14 protein-coding genes are annotated in these 15,062 nt (G+C 70.5%); 8 read left to right on the top strand and 6 right to left on the bottom strand.

Annotated elements, in window-relative coordinates; all coding sequences use genetic code 11:
- Positions 1–169 precede the first annotated feature (169 nt).
- Genes P1K89_RS27115 through P1K89_RS27090 form a run of 6 tightly spaced genes read left to right on the top strand, consistent with a single transcriptional unit; the run spans position 170 to position 6,494 of the window.
- Positions 170–598 (top strand): type IV pilin protein, encoded by a 429-nt coding sequence (locus P1K89_RS27115; protein ID WP_284619668.1) that lies wholly within the window; start codon positions 170–172, stop codon positions 596–598.
- Positions 586–1,074 carry a GspH/FimT family pseudopilin gene (locus P1K89_RS27110; protein WP_284619667.1) on the top strand — a complete coding sequence of 163 codons (489 nt, stop codon included), beginning with the start codon at positions 586–588 and terminating at the stop codon, positions 1,072–1,074. Before P1K89_RS27115 ends, P1K89_RS27110 begins: the two co-directional genes overlap by 13 nt.
- Positions 1,071–1,502, top strand: a complete 432-nt coding sequence (locus P1K89_RS27105; RefSeq protein ID WP_284619666.1) for a type IV pilus modification PilV family protein — start codon at positions 1,071–1,073, stop codon at positions 1,500–1,502. The genes P1K89_RS27110 and P1K89_RS27105 overlap by 4 nt, the downstream gene beginning before the upstream one ends.
- Positions 1,492–2,625 carry a PilW family protein gene (locus P1K89_RS27100; RefSeq protein ID WP_284619665.1) on the top strand — a complete coding sequence of 378 codons (1,134 nt, stop codon included), beginning with the start codon at positions 1,492–1,494 and terminating at the stop codon, positions 2,623–2,625. Before P1K89_RS27105 ends, P1K89_RS27100 begins: the two co-directional genes overlap by 11 nt.
- Positions 2,625–3,191 (top strand): pilus assembly PilX family protein, encoded by a 567-nt coding sequence (locus tag P1K89_RS27095; RefSeq protein WP_284619664.1) that lies wholly within the window; start codon positions 2,625–2,627, stop codon positions 3,189–3,191. The genes P1K89_RS27100 and P1K89_RS27095 overlap by 1 nt, the downstream gene beginning before the upstream one ends.
- Before the next feature lie 42 nt (positions 3,192–3,233).
- Complete coding sequence (locus P1K89_RS27090; protein ID WP_284619663.1) at positions 3,234–6,494, top strand: pilus assembly protein; 3,261 nt, start codon at positions 3,234–3,236, stop codon at positions 6,492–6,494.
- Between the two features lie 165 nt (positions 6,495–6,659).
- Here P1K89_RS27090 and P1K89_RS27085 read toward each other — a convergent pair whose 3' ends face one another.
- From P1K89_RS27085 to P1K89_RS27060, 6 genes are all read right to left on the bottom strand, one after another.
- Complete coding sequence (locus tag P1K89_RS27085) at positions 6,660–7,301, bottom strand: histidine phosphatase family protein (RefSeq protein WP_284619662.1); 642 nt, start codon at positions 7,299–7,301, stop codon at positions 6,660–6,662.
- Positions 7,298–7,933 (bottom strand): YbhB/YbcL family Raf kinase inhibitor-like protein, encoded by a 636-nt coding sequence (locus tag P1K89_RS27080; protein WP_284619661.1) that lies wholly within the window; start codon positions 7,931–7,933, stop codon positions 7,298–7,300. Before P1K89_RS27080 ends, P1K89_RS27085 begins: the two co-directional genes overlap by 4 nt.
- A gap of 40 nt (positions 7,934–7,973) precedes the next feature.
- Positions 7,974–8,297 (bottom strand): DUF1840 family protein, encoded by a 324-nt coding sequence (locus tag P1K89_RS27075; protein WP_284619660.1) that lies wholly within the window; start codon positions 8,295–8,297, stop codon positions 7,974–7,976.
- Positions 8,294–9,547: a class I SAM-dependent methyltransferase gene (locus tag P1K89_RS27070; RefSeq protein WP_284619659.1), complete on the bottom strand. Its 1,254-nt coding sequence runs from the start codon at positions 9,545–9,547 to the stop codon at positions 8,294–8,296. The genes P1K89_RS27075 and P1K89_RS27070 overlap by 4 nt, the downstream gene beginning before the upstream one ends.
- A gap of 164 nt (positions 9,548–9,711) precedes the next feature.
- Positions 9,712–11,784 carry a putative bifunctional diguanylate cyclase/phosphodiesterase gene (locus tag P1K89_RS27065; protein WP_284619658.1) on the bottom strand — a complete coding sequence of 691 codons (2,073 nt, stop codon included), beginning with the start codon at positions 11,782–11,784 and terminating at the stop codon, positions 9,712–9,714.
- Positions 11,785–11,792: 8 nt separating this feature from the next.
- Positions 11,793–13,139 carry a cyclic di-GMP phosphodiesterase gene (locus tag P1K89_RS27060; RefSeq protein ID WP_284619657.1) on the bottom strand — a complete coding sequence of 449 codons (1,347 nt, stop codon included), beginning with the start codon at positions 13,137–13,139 and terminating at the stop codon, positions 11,793–11,795.
- A gap of 239 nt (positions 13,140–13,378) precedes the next feature.
- Here P1K89_RS27060 and pcaF point away from each other — a divergent pair, with 239 nt between their 5' ends.
- On the top strand, positions 13,379–14,596 hold the full coding sequence (pcaF, locus tag P1K89_RS27055; protein WP_284619656.1) for a 3-oxoadipyl-CoA thiolase: 1,218 nt from the start codon (positions 13,379–13,381) through the stop codon (positions 14,594–14,596).
- A gap of 61 nt (positions 14,597–14,657) precedes the next feature.
- Positions 14,658–15,056 carry an MAPEG family protein gene (locus P1K89_RS27050; RefSeq protein ID WP_284619655.1) on the top strand — a complete coding sequence of 133 codons (399 nt, stop codon included), beginning with the start codon at positions 14,658–14,660 and terminating at the stop codon, positions 15,054–15,056.
- Positions 15,057–15,062: the final 6 nt, after the last annotated feature.

Raw genomic sequence — 15,062 nt, 5'->3', positions numbered from 1 at the left:
CGCACGACCGTTCGTCGGACCGGAAACATCTGTTTGCCAGCACACCCTCAAGGCCGTGAAGTCTGCAGCCGAAGGCACGGGACAGAACGCGGAACATGCGCCTCGCCGGCGCTCGTGCCGCCCCAAAACCGCCTTGGGTCGATGGTGGTGAAGTGTCCGGAATCGTTCGATGACCGCCCAACGAACACGCGGCTTCACGCTGATCGAGATCATGATCACCGTGGCCATCCTCGCGATCGTCGCCAGCCTGGCCTTGCCGTCCTACACCGCCTACATCCAGCGTTCGCGGGTGCCGGCGGCCCTGGAGGTGCTGTCGACCTTCGGCGCCAAGATGGAGCTGGCCTACCAGGACAGCGGCCGCTACGGCACCGCGGCGACCGGCTGCAGCGCGATCCTCGGCACGGCGCCCTACTTCACCGCGACCTGCACGCTCGCCGATGCCACCGGCCAGGGCTACACGGCAACGATGACCGGCTCCGGCACGATGGCCGGCTACACCTACACGATCAACCACCAGGGCGCCCGCGCGACGACGGCGCACCCGAAGGGCGCCAACGCGACCTGCTGGACCGCGAAGGGCAATTCATGCGACATCTGACCGCCCCCCGGTGCGGTTCCCCCGCACGCGGCCTGACGCTGATCGAGGTCATGGTGGCGCTGGTGATCCTGGCGCTGACCATCACCGTCGCGGGACCGCACTTCGGCGACTTCATCGTCAACACCCGCATGCGCGAAGGCGCGAACTCGCTGCAGGCGCAGGCGCTGTATGCGCAGAGCGAAGCGCTCAAGCGCAACGCCACGGTCCGGCTGACCATCACCTCCGGCGCCGCGCAGGTCACGCTGGCCGCCAACGGCACGGTGCTGCGCACGCACACGCTCACCAACGGCCTCGGCGCCGATGCGGGCACGATCGACTTCGGCAGCAACGGCCTGCCGCTGCCCTTCGGCACCGAGCTGGCGATCAACGTCGGCCACACCGGCACCACCTGCTCGCAGGACATGCGCTGCCCCGGCCTGCGCATCGACGGCGGCGGTGGCATCCGCGTCTGCAGCAACAAGCTGAGCTGCACATGAAGCGCGTCCGCCCCCCGCTGCGTTCGCAACGCGGCTTCGGCCTGTTCGACAGCGTCGTCGCGCTGTCGCTGCTGGGCTTCGGCCTGCTCGCGCTGGTGCGCATGGAAGGCAACCTCGCGGGCCAGTCCACCGAGGCCGCGCAGCGCCTGACGGCCTCGCAGCTGGCCGACGAGCTGCTGAACTCGATGCTCGTCGACAACGCGAACCCGAACTGCTACACGCTGCCGGCCGCCGGCGCCTGCGGCAACGCCACGGCGCGGGCGATGACCGATGCCTGGAAGGTGCGCGCGCTGGCCCGGCTGCCGCACGCCACCTCGGTCACCAGCACCTACAACGCCGCGACCGGCCGCCTGACGGTGCAGCTGGCCTGGTACTACAAGCAGGCCGGCGAGGCCCGCACGCACGAGGTGATCAGTGATGTGCGCTGAGTCCACTCCCCGGCGCCCGCGCCGCGCGCGCGGCCTGTCGATCATCGAGCTGATGGTCGGCATGGTCGTCGGCCTGCTGGTCAGCCTGATCGCCGCGCGCAGCGCGCAGTTCTTCACCGCCACGCAGCGCCAGGGCGTCGCCGTCGGCGGCGGCATGAGCAACGCCGCGTCGGCACTGGCGGCGATCAAGGAAGACGTGTCGCTCGGCGGCATGGGCTTCTTCGTCGACGGCCGCTACCGCTGCGCCAGCCTGAACCTCAGCAGCGGCGCCGGCACGCCGGCGTCCGACGGCGCGACCTTCGCCCCGGTGCAGGCCACGCGCGTGGGCAGCAACGATGTCATCGACGTGATCTACAGCAGCGACGTCGCGGCCGGCGCCTGGTCCGAGCTCAACGCCGTGTCCGACGGCAGCGCGGCGACGATTAACTCGCTGCTGCCGGTCACGGTCGGGCAGACCCCCGCGGTGCTGCTGGCGCGCAAGGTGGCCGATGCCACCGCCGCCAATCCCTGCCTGGTGCGCACCGTGACCGCGTCGACTGCACCCGCCGCCGGCGTGCGGCAGGCGATGAGCTTCGCCAATACCGGCGTGCACAACCAGGCCGTGTTCACCAGCAGCCCGCCCTTCACCGAGCGATCGCCGGTGATCCTGCTCGGCGGCCTGAACTGGAACCGCTACCAGCTCAACGGCACGAACCTGCAGCTGACCCAGCGCCTGACCGGCACGACGGCGACGCTGCTGCGCAACGTGATCGGCCTGCGCGTGCAGTACGGCGTGACGCTCGGCGCCGGCACGCCGGCCGCGGTCGAGGACTGGGTGCACACCACCGACGCCGGCTGGGGCAGCGTGAGCACCGCCAACATCGCCCGGGTGCGCGCGCTGCGCATCGGCGTCGTCATGCGCAGCCCGCAGCGCGAGAAGCCCGAGGGCAGCGGCGGCACCACCTGCGAGACGACCAAGACCAAGCCGCAGCTGTTCGAAGGCGCCGACGCGGTGACGATCGAACCCGACGTCGCCGACTGGCAGTGCTACCGCTACCGCAGCGCGGTGATCGTCGCGCCGGTCCGCAACCTGGTGCAGGGCACCAGCACGATCAACTGGCCCGCCACCAACCTGACGCCGTGATGAAGCTCCACTCCCTACGCGCCCAGCGCGGCGTGACGATGCTGATGGTGATGCTGCTGATGGCGGCGATGCTGATGGGCGCGCTGGCGTTCGCGCGCATCACCGAGGCCGGCACGCTGGTCAGCGGCAACGTCGCGACCCGCGAGGCCTCGACGCACGCCGCCGAGGTCGGCCGCGCCACCGCCTTCGCCGCGCTCGAGGCGCTGGCCAACAAGGACGCCAACGCCGGCACCTGGTACTGGGCGACGATGCAGCCGACCGCCGCCAACGGCGTGCCCTCGACGATCAACTTCGACGGCGCGGCGACGGTGGCCGGCGGCGTCGGCCGCTTCACCGTGAACTACGCGGTCGAGCGCATGTGCAACGTCAACACGGTCACCGACTCGTCGACGCAGTGCCTGGTGATGGTGCAGCCGCCCGACGCGGCCAGCGGCGACCCGCCGGACAAGAGCTACGACCCGAAGGACTACATGGCCATCGGGCCCAAGCAGTACCGCATCACGGTGCGCGTGACCGACGCGCGCGGCACGGCGACCTGGACCCAGTCGCTGACCACCGTCAACTGACGCTTCGCGCGCACCGGGTCCGTCTCCTGGAGGGAGCTCACGATGAAACCTGCCCTGAAATTCGCCACCGCCGTCGCTGCGCTGGGCGGCCTGCTGTTCCAGGTCGCCTCGCATGCCACGAACATGGCCGAGCAGCCGCTCAAGGCCTCGGTGCTGGCCAAGCCCAACGTCATCTTCGCGATGGACAACTCCGGCTCGATGGATGCCGAGGTCCTGCTGAAGACCTACCAGGGCTGGTACTGGAGCAAGACGAGCTCGCCGGGCCCCTACAACGGCAGCGCGCTGCACAACACCAGCAACAAGCCCTACGCCTACCTGTTCCCGAACGGCGTGCCGGCTTCCGGCGACGACGGCCGCAAGATCTCGACGCAGGCCAACGGCAGCAATGCCGGCCACGGCATTCCGCCCACCGCCCAGTTCGCGTTCGCGCGCTCGAGCGACTACAACCCGCTCTACTACGACACCACCAAGACCTACAAGCCCTGGAGCCCCGCTTACGTCAGCAGTGCGCTGAGCTTCGCCAACGCGACGCCGACGGCCGCCAAGTCCCATCCGGTGATCGGCTCCTCGACGATCGACCTGACGACCAACGTCACGACGACCGACAACGAGTGGCGCTTCGCGTTCACGTACGGGATGAAGATCCCGGCCGGCACGACCAACCTCTCCTGCGGCACCGCCGACGCCGTCTACACCGGCGGCAGCACCTGCTTCGGCTCGGTTCCCTACTACCCGGCGACCTTCTGGAAGAAGGAGACCTGCACTGACGACGGCGTCAACTGCACGACCAACTTCGACGGCGCCACGCTCAAGCGCTACGAGATCAAGTCGGGCAATACCTTCCCGTCCGGCCGCACCTACGCGGCGGAGATGCAGAACTTCGCCAACTGGTTCCAGTACTACCGCAAGCGCAAGCTGCTGATGGCCGGCGCGATGGGCGCGGTGCTCGAGGACATCACCGGCCTGCGCATGGGCGTGGTGGCCTTCACGCCGAACGCCGTGCCGACGATGTACGACGCCGACGCCACGACCGCCGCGTCGAACGCGCGCCGCGTCGCCGGCATCTTCTACGACGCGCGCATGGGCGGCTCGACGCCGACGCGCGGCACCTACAAGTACATCTACGACCAGTTCGACACCAATACGAACGTCGTGCAGTACGCCTGCCAGCGCAACGCGGCCTTCATCATCACCGACGGCTTCGCCAACGACGGTGCGCCGACGATCCCGAGCTACACGGCGTCCACCTACAACTCGCACGTCGCGCCGTACGCGACGACGCCGTCGACGTGGCTGGCCGACCAGGGACTCGCCTACTTCACGCGCCAGCTGCGTGCCAGCGGCGCCAGCGCGCTGCCGGCCGGCAAGGTGCCGCTGGGCAACCAGAGCGTGACCAACCCGGATCCGAATCCCAACCTGCACGTCAACACCTACGCGATCACGCTCGGCATGACCGGCGAGATCTGGCCGGCCAACAGCACGCCGTTCACGACGGCGCCGAGCTGGCCGACGCCGGTGACCGACACCGCGAAGATGATCGACGACCTGTGGCACGCGACGATCAACGGCCGCGGCCAGATGTACCTGGCGACCGATGTGACCTCGGCGGTCGAGGGCATCCAGGCGGCGCTGTTCGACATCCAGAGCCAGGAAGGCGCGCAGAGCTCCGTGGCGGTCAGCACCTTCAACCTGCTGGCCAGCGACGGCAAGGCCTATGAGGCGGTCTACAACCCGTCCGGCTGGACCGGCGACCTGACCGCCAGCGCGGTCAACATGACGACCGGCGCGATCGCCGCGTCGCCGACCTGGTCCGCCGCGACGTTGCTGAATGCCCGCAACTGGACCACGCGCGTGATCTTCACGTCCAACGGCAGCGCCGGCGGCGGCATCGGCTTCACCAGCGCCAACATCGGCAGCATCGTCAACCCGGACAGCGTCAGCTTCACCAACGACGGCGTCGTCGACTACCTGCGCGGCAAGCGCGACGGCGAAGGCACCACCTACCGCAAGCGGGTGAGCCTGATGGGTGCGGTGATCAACGCCGAGCCGGTCGTCGACAAGACCGGCGTCGCCTACGTCGCGTCCAGCGAAGGCATGCTGCACGCGATCAACACCAGCACCGGTGCCGAGGAGTGGGCGTTCGTGCCGTACGGCACGCTGCCGAACATCGGCCAGACGGTCGAGCGCCAGTACACCTTCAAGACCAAGCTGGACGGCACGCCCTCGGTGGGCACCTACACCGACGGCGGCAACCGCCTGCTGGTCAGCGGCATGGGCGCGGCCGGCCGCAGCTACTACGCGCTCGACGTCACCAGCCCGAAGAACCTGGGCGAAGGCGCAGCCGCGGCGCAGGTCAAGTGGACCTTCCCGTCGCCGACGCAGACCGCCTACCAGCCCTACGTCGGCTACACCGTCGGCCGGCCGCTGATCGTCAAGACCATCGACGACGGCTACGTCGCGCTGGTGACCTCCGGCTACGACAACGGCACGACGATCGGCGACGGCAAGGGCCGCATGTGGATGCTCAATGCCGAGACCGGCGCGGTGATCAAGGAGTTCGTGACCAGCGCCGGCACCACCGGCGCCGAGGCCGGCCTGGCGCAGATCGCGGCCTACCGCGAGGACACCGGCACCGCGCGCTACGTGTACGGCGGCGACCTGCTCGGCAACCTGTGGAAGTTCGACCTGAAGCTGGGCACGACCACGCTGCTGGCCACCTTCAAGGACAGCGCCGGCACCAATGCGCAGCCGATCACCACGACGCCGCAGCTGACCGAGATCGACGGCAAGCCGGTGATCATGCTGGCCACCGGCCGCCTGCTGGACATCTCCGACTTCGGCAACAGCAACGTGCAGTCGATCTACGCCTTCCGCGACACCGGTGCGGCCGCGCCCGCCAACGCGCGCACGACACTGGAGACGCTGACGCGCAGCGGCACCGTCATCTCCGGCACCGTCGACTGGGCGACCAAGCGCGGCTGGGTCGTCGACCTGCCGGCGGGCGAGCAGGTCAACGTCGAGCCGAAGTTCGCGCTCGGCTGGCTGTTCGTCAACGCCAACTCCGCCGGCGGCTCGAACTGCGCGCAAGGCGCGTCGGGCTACCGCATCAACGTGCGCAGCGGCAACGGCAAGACCGACGTGCTGTCGTCGGTCGCCAACGCCACCGCGCCGGTGATCGTGCAGCTGAAGGAAGGCGCGCTGATCCGCTGGGTGCGCAAGAACAACGGCGACATCCAGGGCGACGAGTTCGCCGCGGCCAAGACCTACCAGCGCCGCCGCAGCGCCTGGCGCGACATCCGCTGACGCGCGGCGTCAGTCCCGCCGGGTCGCCCCAAGGGACTGATCAGGGACTGATCCCCCTCGGGGGGAACGCGCCGCAGGCGCGCAGGGGGCCCCAGTCCCGCCGGGCCGCCCCAAGGGACTGGATCCCCCTCGGGGGGACCGCGCCGCAGGCGCGCAGGGGGCCAATCAAGCCGCCGCGTCGTCCCTGACCAGCACCGCGAGGTGCTGGTGGTCGTTCCAGCCGACCAGCGTGAAGCCCTGCGGCGAGTGCAGCAGCCGGTTGATCGCCGCGTTGCCGAGCTGCCAGGTGCGCGGCGCGTTCAGCTCGATGCGCGTCGCGGCCCGGTACAGGCAGTCCAGCACGCCGCCGTGCGTGACCAGCGCGATCGTGCGGCCCGCATGGCGTTCGGCGATCGCCAGCGCGGCGGCGATGCTGCGCTCGAAGAAGTCGGCCAGGCGTTCGCCGCCGGGCGGACCGAAATCGGGGTCGCGCGCGCGCCAGCGCGCGGACAGCTCGGGCCAGCGCTGATCGATCTCGGCATAGGTCTGGCCTTCGAGCAGGCCGAAGCCGCGTTCGCGCAGACCGGCGTGCATCTCCAGCGGCAGACCCAGCGGGCCGGCGAAGGCGCGTGCGGTGTCGGCCGCGCGGCCGAGATCGCTCGACACCACGACGTCGATGCCCTCGTCGCGCAGCGCGTCGGCGAGCAGCGCCACCTGGCGCCGGCCGTGCGCGTTCAGCGGGATGTCGAGCTGGCCCTGCAGGCGCGATCCGGCGTTCCACGCGGTCTCGCCGTGGCGGATCGCGACGATGCGCGTCGCGGAACTCAATGCCCGCCGCCGCGCAGCCGGGCGTTCAGCGTGTAGGTGCCCGAATGCGTCGCGGTGTCGAGCACGTGGCCGGCGAGGGCCGCACGCACCTCGGCGCCGGTGAACGCGCCCTCGACGCCGAGGCGGTCGACATCCACCGCGTACAGCGTGAACACGTAGTGGTGCACCAGCGAGTCGTTGAACGGCGGGAACGGGCCGTCGTAGCCGAAGTACTCGCCGGCCATCTGCGCATCGCCGGCGAACCAGCCGGTGAAGTCGTTGAGGCCCTGGCGCGCGCCCTGCGGCGCCGCCGGCCCGGGCTTGCCGCGCGCGGTGAAGCCGCGGCTGAACTCGCCCTCGGCGATCGCGCTGACCGAGGTCGGCAGGTCGACCAGCAGCCAGTGGTAGAAGTCGACCCGCGGCAGGTCGGCCGGCACCTCGCGGTCGGTCTTGTTGACGTCGTCGCCCTTGCTCGGCACGTCGAAGTCGTGGCACACCAGCACCAGCGATTTCGTGCCTGCCGGCAGCTCGCTCCAGGCCAGGTGCGGATTCAGGTTGTCCGAGAAGGTCGGGCCGCCCGGACCCGGCTTGCCGGCGGCACAGCGCTCCGGAATCGCCTCGCCGTTGGGCCAGCTGTCACTCCACAGTTTCATCGCTTCATCCTTCTCGGGGGCCGCTCACGCGGCCCGGGGTTCAGACGCCCCAGACGATCGGCTCGTTCGCGGCGCCGGCGCGGCGCATCATCTCGACCATCGGCCACCAGCGCTGGCGCGGCGTGACGCCCTCGCGCGGCGTCAGGGATTCGCCCTTCGCGGCGGCCTCCGCTTCGGCCTCGGCGCGCGCGGCCTCGTCGTCGGCGATGGCGCGCTCGATCGCGGCGATCGCCGCCGGCATGTCCTTCGGCTCGAAGATGCCCTTGGGCACCGGTTCGCGGCCGATCGCGCGCATCAGCGCATCGCCGTTCGGCCCCATCATGATGACGTCGCCGGCCGCCTTGCTCTTGAATTTGTAGATCATCGCCGGTACACGTAGCCGCGTTGGAAGGGATAGACCGATTGTGCTCCGCGCATCGGGCCGTCCGACAACGCGCCGCTCGGCCGCGACGCGAGGATCTGGTGCAGCGTGATCCAGCCCTGCTCGAAGGCCATCGCGCTGCCGGCCAGGTACAGGCGGTATGCCCGCACCACGCGCTCGCTGGTGATCTCGCGCGCATGGCCGAGCTGCGACTCCAGCCCGTCCGACCAGGCCCACAGCGTGCGTGCGTAGTGCGGCCGCAGGTTCTCGACGTCCAGCGCCTCGAGCCCGGCCTCGGACAGCTCGCGCAGCACGTGCGACAGGTGCAGCAGCTCGCCGCCCGGGAAGATGTAGCGCTCGATGAAGTTGCCCATGCCGGCGCCGAGCTGGTGGTTGCTCGTGCCGCCGGCGGTGATGCCGTGGTTCATCAGCAGGCCGCCGGGTTTCAGCAGCCGCAGCAGCTTGTCGAAGTAGGTCGGCAGCAGCGCCCGGCCGACGTGCTCGAACATGCCGACCGAGGCGATCTTGTCCCAGGGCTCGTGCTCGGGCAGCGCGCGGTAGTCGAGCAGCTCCATCTTCACGCGCCCGCTCAGCCCGCGCTCGGCGATCAGCCGGGTGACGTGCGCATGCTGGTTGCGCGACAGCGTGATGCCGGTCGCCTGCACGCCATAGTGCTCGGCCGCCCACAGCAGCAGCCCGCCCCAGCCGGCGCCCACATCGAGGAAACGTTCGCCCTCGCGCAGCATCAGCTTGCGGCAGATGTGGTCGAGCTTGGCCTCCTGCGCGTTCGCCAGCGTCATCGTCGGCTCGGCGTAGTAGGCGCAGGAGTAGACGCGGCGCGGATCGAGCCACAGCGCGTAGAAGTCGTCCGAGACGTCGTAGTGGAACTCGACCTGCCGCGCATCGGCCTCGGCGCTGTGCCGCGCCAGCGACTTGCCGCGGCGCATCAGCTCGCGCCACCAGCGCCACGGCCCGTGCTCGACGCCGCGGGTCGGGTCGCCGCCGACCAGCCCGGTCACCGCGCTCATCAGGTCGCGCATGCTGCCGTCGAAATCCGCGCGGCCCTCGACGTAGTCCTCGGCCAGCTTGCCGACCTGGCCGGCGGCGACGTGCGCCAGCGAGCGCATGTCGTTGAGACGGATGACGACGCGCGCGTCGGCGCTGCCGACGCGCTGCCCGCCGGGCAGCACCAGGGCGGCCGGCGCGCCCAGCGCGTCGAACTTGTCGCGGACGATGGCTTCCAGAGCGGGCATGGCGGTCGGACGCAGCCGTGGTGGTCCGGTCGACTCTAGGAAAATTCGCCGGGCCTCGTCAAGGCGACAGCAAACCGCGCGCCCGGCAAGCGGCGCGCCCGCCTTGACCTGGATCTAGGGCCTGTTAACGCTATGGGAGGGTCCGCGCCGCCCGCTGGCAGGCCCTAGCGCGCGACCAGGCTCAGCTGCGGCTTGGCGCCGCCGCGCGGCCGGCCGCGCACGCGCTCGTCGAAGCTCAGCGCATCGAGCGCCGGCGCGTAGAGGAAGCCCTGGAACTGGTCGCAGCCGACCTCGACGAGGAAGTTGCGCTGCGGCTCGGTCTCGACACCCTCGGCGATGACCTTCATGCCCAGCGCGGCCGACATCTGCACGATCGCGCGCACGATGCCGGCATCGCTGTCGTTCTGCGGAATGCCCTCGATGAAGCTGCGGTCGATCTTCAACCGCTCGATCGGGAAGCGCTTCAGGTACGACAGGCTCGAGTAGCCGGTGCCGAAGTCGTCGATCGCCAGCCGCACGCCCAGCTGCGACAGCTGCGACAGGCGCGCCAGCGCCTCATCGGCGTCGTGCACCAGGATCGATTCGGTCAGCTCCAGCTCGAGCAGCGAGCCGGGCAGCTCGTTGTCGGACAGCACCGCGGCCACGCGGTCGATGAAGTCGGCCTGCTGGAACTGCAGCGCCGAGACGTTCACCGACACCGGCATCACCAGGCCTTCGTTGCGCCAGCGTGCGGCCTGGCGCACCGCCTGCTGCAGCACCCAGTCGCCGATCGCGACGATGAAGCCGGTGTCCTCGGCAACCGGGATGAATTCGCCCGGCGACACCTCGCCGAGCTCCGGATCGCGCCAGCGGATCAGCGCCTCGGCGCCGATCACGGCGCCCGAGCGCAGGTCCAGCTGCGGCTGGTACTTCAGCCGGAAGCGGTTCGAGGCCAGCGCCTGCCGCATCGCATGGTCCAGGCGCATGCGCTGGCGCAGGTCGGCATCGTGGTGCGGCTGGTGGAAGCGGAAGCCCGCGCGGCCGCCCTGCTTGGCGCGCTGCATCGCGGTCTCGGCATGGCGCACCAGTTCGTCGCCGTCCTCGCCGTCGGTGGGGAACAGCGCGACGCCGACCGAGCAGGTCATCGTGAACTGCAGCCCGTCGACCGAACAGGGGCGCGAGATCGCCTCCAGCACACGCTGCGCGGCGGCTTCGGCGCCGCGGTGGTCGACCCGCTGCACCACCAGCGCGAACTGGTCGCCGCCGATGCGCGCGACGAAGTCGCCCTGGCGCAGGCAGCTCTTCAGGCGCTCGGCGGTGTCCAGCAGCACGCGGTCGCCGATCTCGTGGCCGAGGCTGTCGTTGATCTGCTTGAAGCGGTCGAGGTCGAGGATCAGCAGCGCCAGCGTGCCGCTGGCGCGGTGCGCCTGGCGCATCGATTCGGCCAGCGTCTCGCCCAGCTGGCGCCGGTTGAACAGGCCCGTGAGTCCATCGGTCGTCGACAGTGTATTGATGCGCTGGCTGGCGGTTTCCAGCTCGGTGCGGTCGCGGAACGCCCAGACGCGGCCGTTCGGCCGGCCGTGGCAGGACTGCGGCTGCGTGACCCGTTCGAGCACGCGGCCCGACAGCAGCTCGATGCGCTCGTGGGCCTGCATCAGCGTCGCTTCCTGGATCACCGCCAGGCGGCGCTGGTAGGCCTCGGGCTCGCGCACGCTGCGGCGCATCCAGTCGTAGACCGCCTCGTCGTTGCGCTGCGTCAGCAGTTCCTCGGGCACCCCCCACAGCTGCGCGAAGCGGCGGTTGAAGGCGGTGATGCGGCCGGCCAGGTCGGTGACCAGGATGCCGTCGCCGGTGGATTCGAGCGTCGCGCGCAGCTCGGCGACCAGCGACTCGCGCTCGTCGCAGCGTCGCTGCGCTTCGGTGCGGTCCTGCACGGTGACAAGAAAGCAGCGCTGCGCGGGGTCCAGCAGCCGCACGCGGCGGCTGACCTTCACCAGCCGGCCGCTGGCATGCACCAGTACGGTGTCCGACTGCAGCCACTGGTCGTGGCCGGCCCGCACCTCGTCCCAGAACGCCAGGTCCTCGGGCGTCGCGATCAGGTGGGCGGCATTGCAGCCGAGCAGCCGCTCCAGCGGCAGGCCGAGCAGCTCGACCGCCGCGGCATTGGCCGCCAGCACGTGCGCCGATGCGCCATCGACGAGCCACGCGGCATCGCCCAGCGCATCGATCGTCTGCGCCCAGGCAGACAGCAGATTCACCGGCACGCTCACGCAGCGAGTTCCTCGCGGGTGGTCGTCCCGGAAGGCCCCGCCGGCGCGGCGACCACGCCGGTGAGCGCCGGTTCGAAGAAGTAGACGACACGCTGGCGCGGCGCCAGGTAGTTCTGCACCGCCACCGGCAGCTGCGAGGGCTTCAGGCTGCGCCGGATGCCGAGGTCGGTGACCTCCTCGAGGTTCAGCAGCAGCGCCTCGTCCACCGGCACCGCCGCATCGCAGACCAGCACGCGGGGCTTCAGCGGCCGCGAGCTGTTGACGCTGACCACCGTCGCGTAGCGGTCGTCGGTCAGCTGCACCATCGAGCCCGGCGGGTAGACGCCCATCATGCGGATGAAGGCGTTGAGCATCGTCGCGTCGAACTTGGACTTCGCCTGCGCGAAGATCAGCGACAGGGCCTCGTGCGGCGTCAGCGCGTGCGAAGCGACCGCCGGGTTGCAGAGGTTGTCGTAGCGGTTGACCAGCGCGACGATGCGCGCCGGCGCGTTCATGCGGTCGCCGTTCAGCCGGGCGGGGAAGCCGGAGCCGTCGGCCATCTCGTGGTGCTGCGCGATCACCGACATCGCGCCGGGCGACAGGCCCATGCGCTGGCCGTGCGCGATGCCGTGCGCCACGTGCTCGCGGTACTGGTTGTTCTCGGCCGCGGTGAACAGGCCGTCGGGCAGGCGCAGACGCTCGGGGATCTCGAGCTTGCCGATGTCGTGCATCAGCGCGCCCAGCCCCAGGTCCATCATCTCGGCCTCGCTGAAGCCGAAGACGCGGCCCATCAGCAGCGAGATCACCGCGACGTTCAGCGCGTGTGCGCCGTTGCGGTCGCCACCGGCGTCGGCGAGCACGCGAATGCACAGCTCGCCCTCGATCATCATCTTGTCCAGCAGCGCGCGCGTCAGCGCCTCGCCGGTCTCGCGCGCGGCCTGCGGCAGCGACTGCACCTGGTCGCTCGCGATCTTCCAGGCCTGGCCGGCTTCGGCGTACTGCTCGGCACAGATGCGGTCGGCCTCGCGCTGCGCGGCCAGCGCGGCCCGGCGGCGCGCGGCTTCGGTCTTCGCGGCGGCTTCCGCGGCGGCAGCGGCAGCGGCATCGGCCGCGGCGACCGCCTCCTGCAGCTCCGACGGGGTGCCGGGCGTCAGCGTCGACGTCTGGAAGGCCGCCGCCTCCGGCAGCTTGCTCTTCTCCGGGCTCCAGCGCAGCCGCTTCAGGCCCAGCCCGCGGATCGTCGCGATCTGCTCCGGCGAGGTCAGCAGGAAGCTCGACAGCGCGAACGGATGCGCCCACCACCCGAGGTCCAGGTGGATGAACATCCCTACGCGCAGATTGTCGATATCGATGGTCGCCGACATGGTCGCAGTTTCCAGTCTTGGAGAGCCGCTCCCCGGGCGACTTGGATACGGCCGCCCCCCGAAGAACTCACGCTGCGGGTTTTCCCCGCTCAGGATCAACTTCGGCAGCGGGGGTGGAAAACTTGAAACGAAGCGCGCCCAGGCGACAGCCGCCGTGCCGGATCGACTCCTAGAATCGTTTGATTCGTGAAGTGCTTCACTGCTCGCCGCGCGCCGGCGCGGACCCCGGAGTCGATGCCATGACCCCTGCTGCCTTCATCTGCGACGGCGCCCGCACGCCCTTCGGCCGCTACGGCGGCGCGCTGTCATCGGTGCGCACCGATGACCTGGGCGCCATCCCCCTGCGCGCCCTGATGGCGCGCCATCCGAAGCTCGACTGGGCGGCCGTCGACGACGTGCTCTACGGCTGCGCCAACCAGGCGGGCGAGGACAACCGCAACGTCGCGCGCATGGCCGCGCTGCTGGCCGGGCTGCCGCCGTCGGTGCCGGGCGCGACGATCAACCGCCTGTGCGGCTCGGGGCTCGACGCGCTGGGCACTGCCGCGCGGGCGATCAGGGCCGGCGAGGCGCAGCTGATGATCGCCGGCGGCGTCGAGAGCATGAGCCGCGCGCCCTTCGTGATGCCGAAGGCCGACAGCGCCTTCAGCCGCAGCAACGCGGTCTACGACACCACCATCGGCTGGCGCTTCGTCAACAAGCTGATGAAGGAGCAGTACGGCGTCGACTCGATGCCCGAAACGGCCGAGAACGTGGCCGCCGACTTCGGCATTCAGCGCGATGCGCAGGACCGCATGGCGCTGGCCTCGCAGCTGAAGGCCGTGGCCGCGCAGAAGTCCGGCTTCTTCGATGCCGAGATCGTGCCCGTCACGATCCCGCAGAAGAAGGGCGACCCGGTGGTCGTGAAGCAGGACGAGCACCCGCGCGAGACCTCGCTGGAGGCGCTGGCGAAGCTCAAGGGCGTCGTCAGGCCCGATGGCTCGGTGACCGCCGGCAACGCGTCCGGCGTCAACGACGGCAGCTGCGCGCTGCTGGTGGCCAGCGAAGCCGCCGCGGCACGCCATGGGCTGACGCCGCGGGCCCGCGTCGTCGCGATGGCCACCGCGGGCGTCGCCCCGCGCATCATGGGCATCGGCCCGGCACCGGCGACGAAGAAGCTGCTCGAGCAGACCGGCATCGGCATCGACCAGCTCGACGTCATCGAGCTCAACGAAGCCTTCGCCGCGCAGGGCCTCGCTGTGCTGCGGCAACTGGGGCTGCAGGACGACGACCCCCGCGTGAACCCCAACGGCGGCGCCATCGCGCTCGGCCACCCGCTGGGCGCCAGCGGCGCGCGGCTGGCGATCACGGCCGTGAACCAGCTGCACCGGATGAACGGTGGCCGAGGGGGTCGCTACGCGCTGTGCACGATGTGCATCGGCGTCGGCCAGGGCATCGCGCTGCTGCTCGAACGCGTCTGAAGCGCCTGGCCGGCGGCGGCCGCCGGCCGCCCGAAGCGGCGCGAGAACCTGGAGGAGACCGATGACCCCCGCGCTGAGCTACCTCGTCTGGAGCATCGTGCTGTGCTGGCTGATGGTGCTCATCGCCAGCCTGGTGCGCGCCGAGAGCTGGACCTCCGCCGGCCTGCTGAAGGCCTTCGGCAACCGCGACGACCTGGGCGATGCCAGCGCGCTGGCCGGGCGCATGGACCGCGCGGCGAAGAACATGCTGGAGAACCTGCAGTTCTTCGGCCTGCTGGTGCTCACCGCGCAGGCCGCCGGCAAGGGGGCGGACAGCGGCGTGACGACCGGCGCGATGCTGTTCTTCTGGGCCCGCGTCGTCTACGCGCCGCTGTACTGGGCCGGCGTGAAGTTCCTGCGCACCGGCGCGTGGGCGGCGGCCGTGGTCGGCATGCTGATGATCGGCCGCGCGCTGCTCTGACGGATT

Origin of the sequence: Aquabacterium humicola, assembly GCF_030167915.1 — a bacterium.
In the GTDB taxonomy this organism is placed as follows: Bacteria; Pseudomonadota; Gammaproteobacteria; order Burkholderiales; family Burkholderiaceae_C; genus Pseudaquabacterium; species Pseudaquabacterium humicola.
This window is presented reverse-complemented; position numbering and strand designations above follow the sequence as displayed.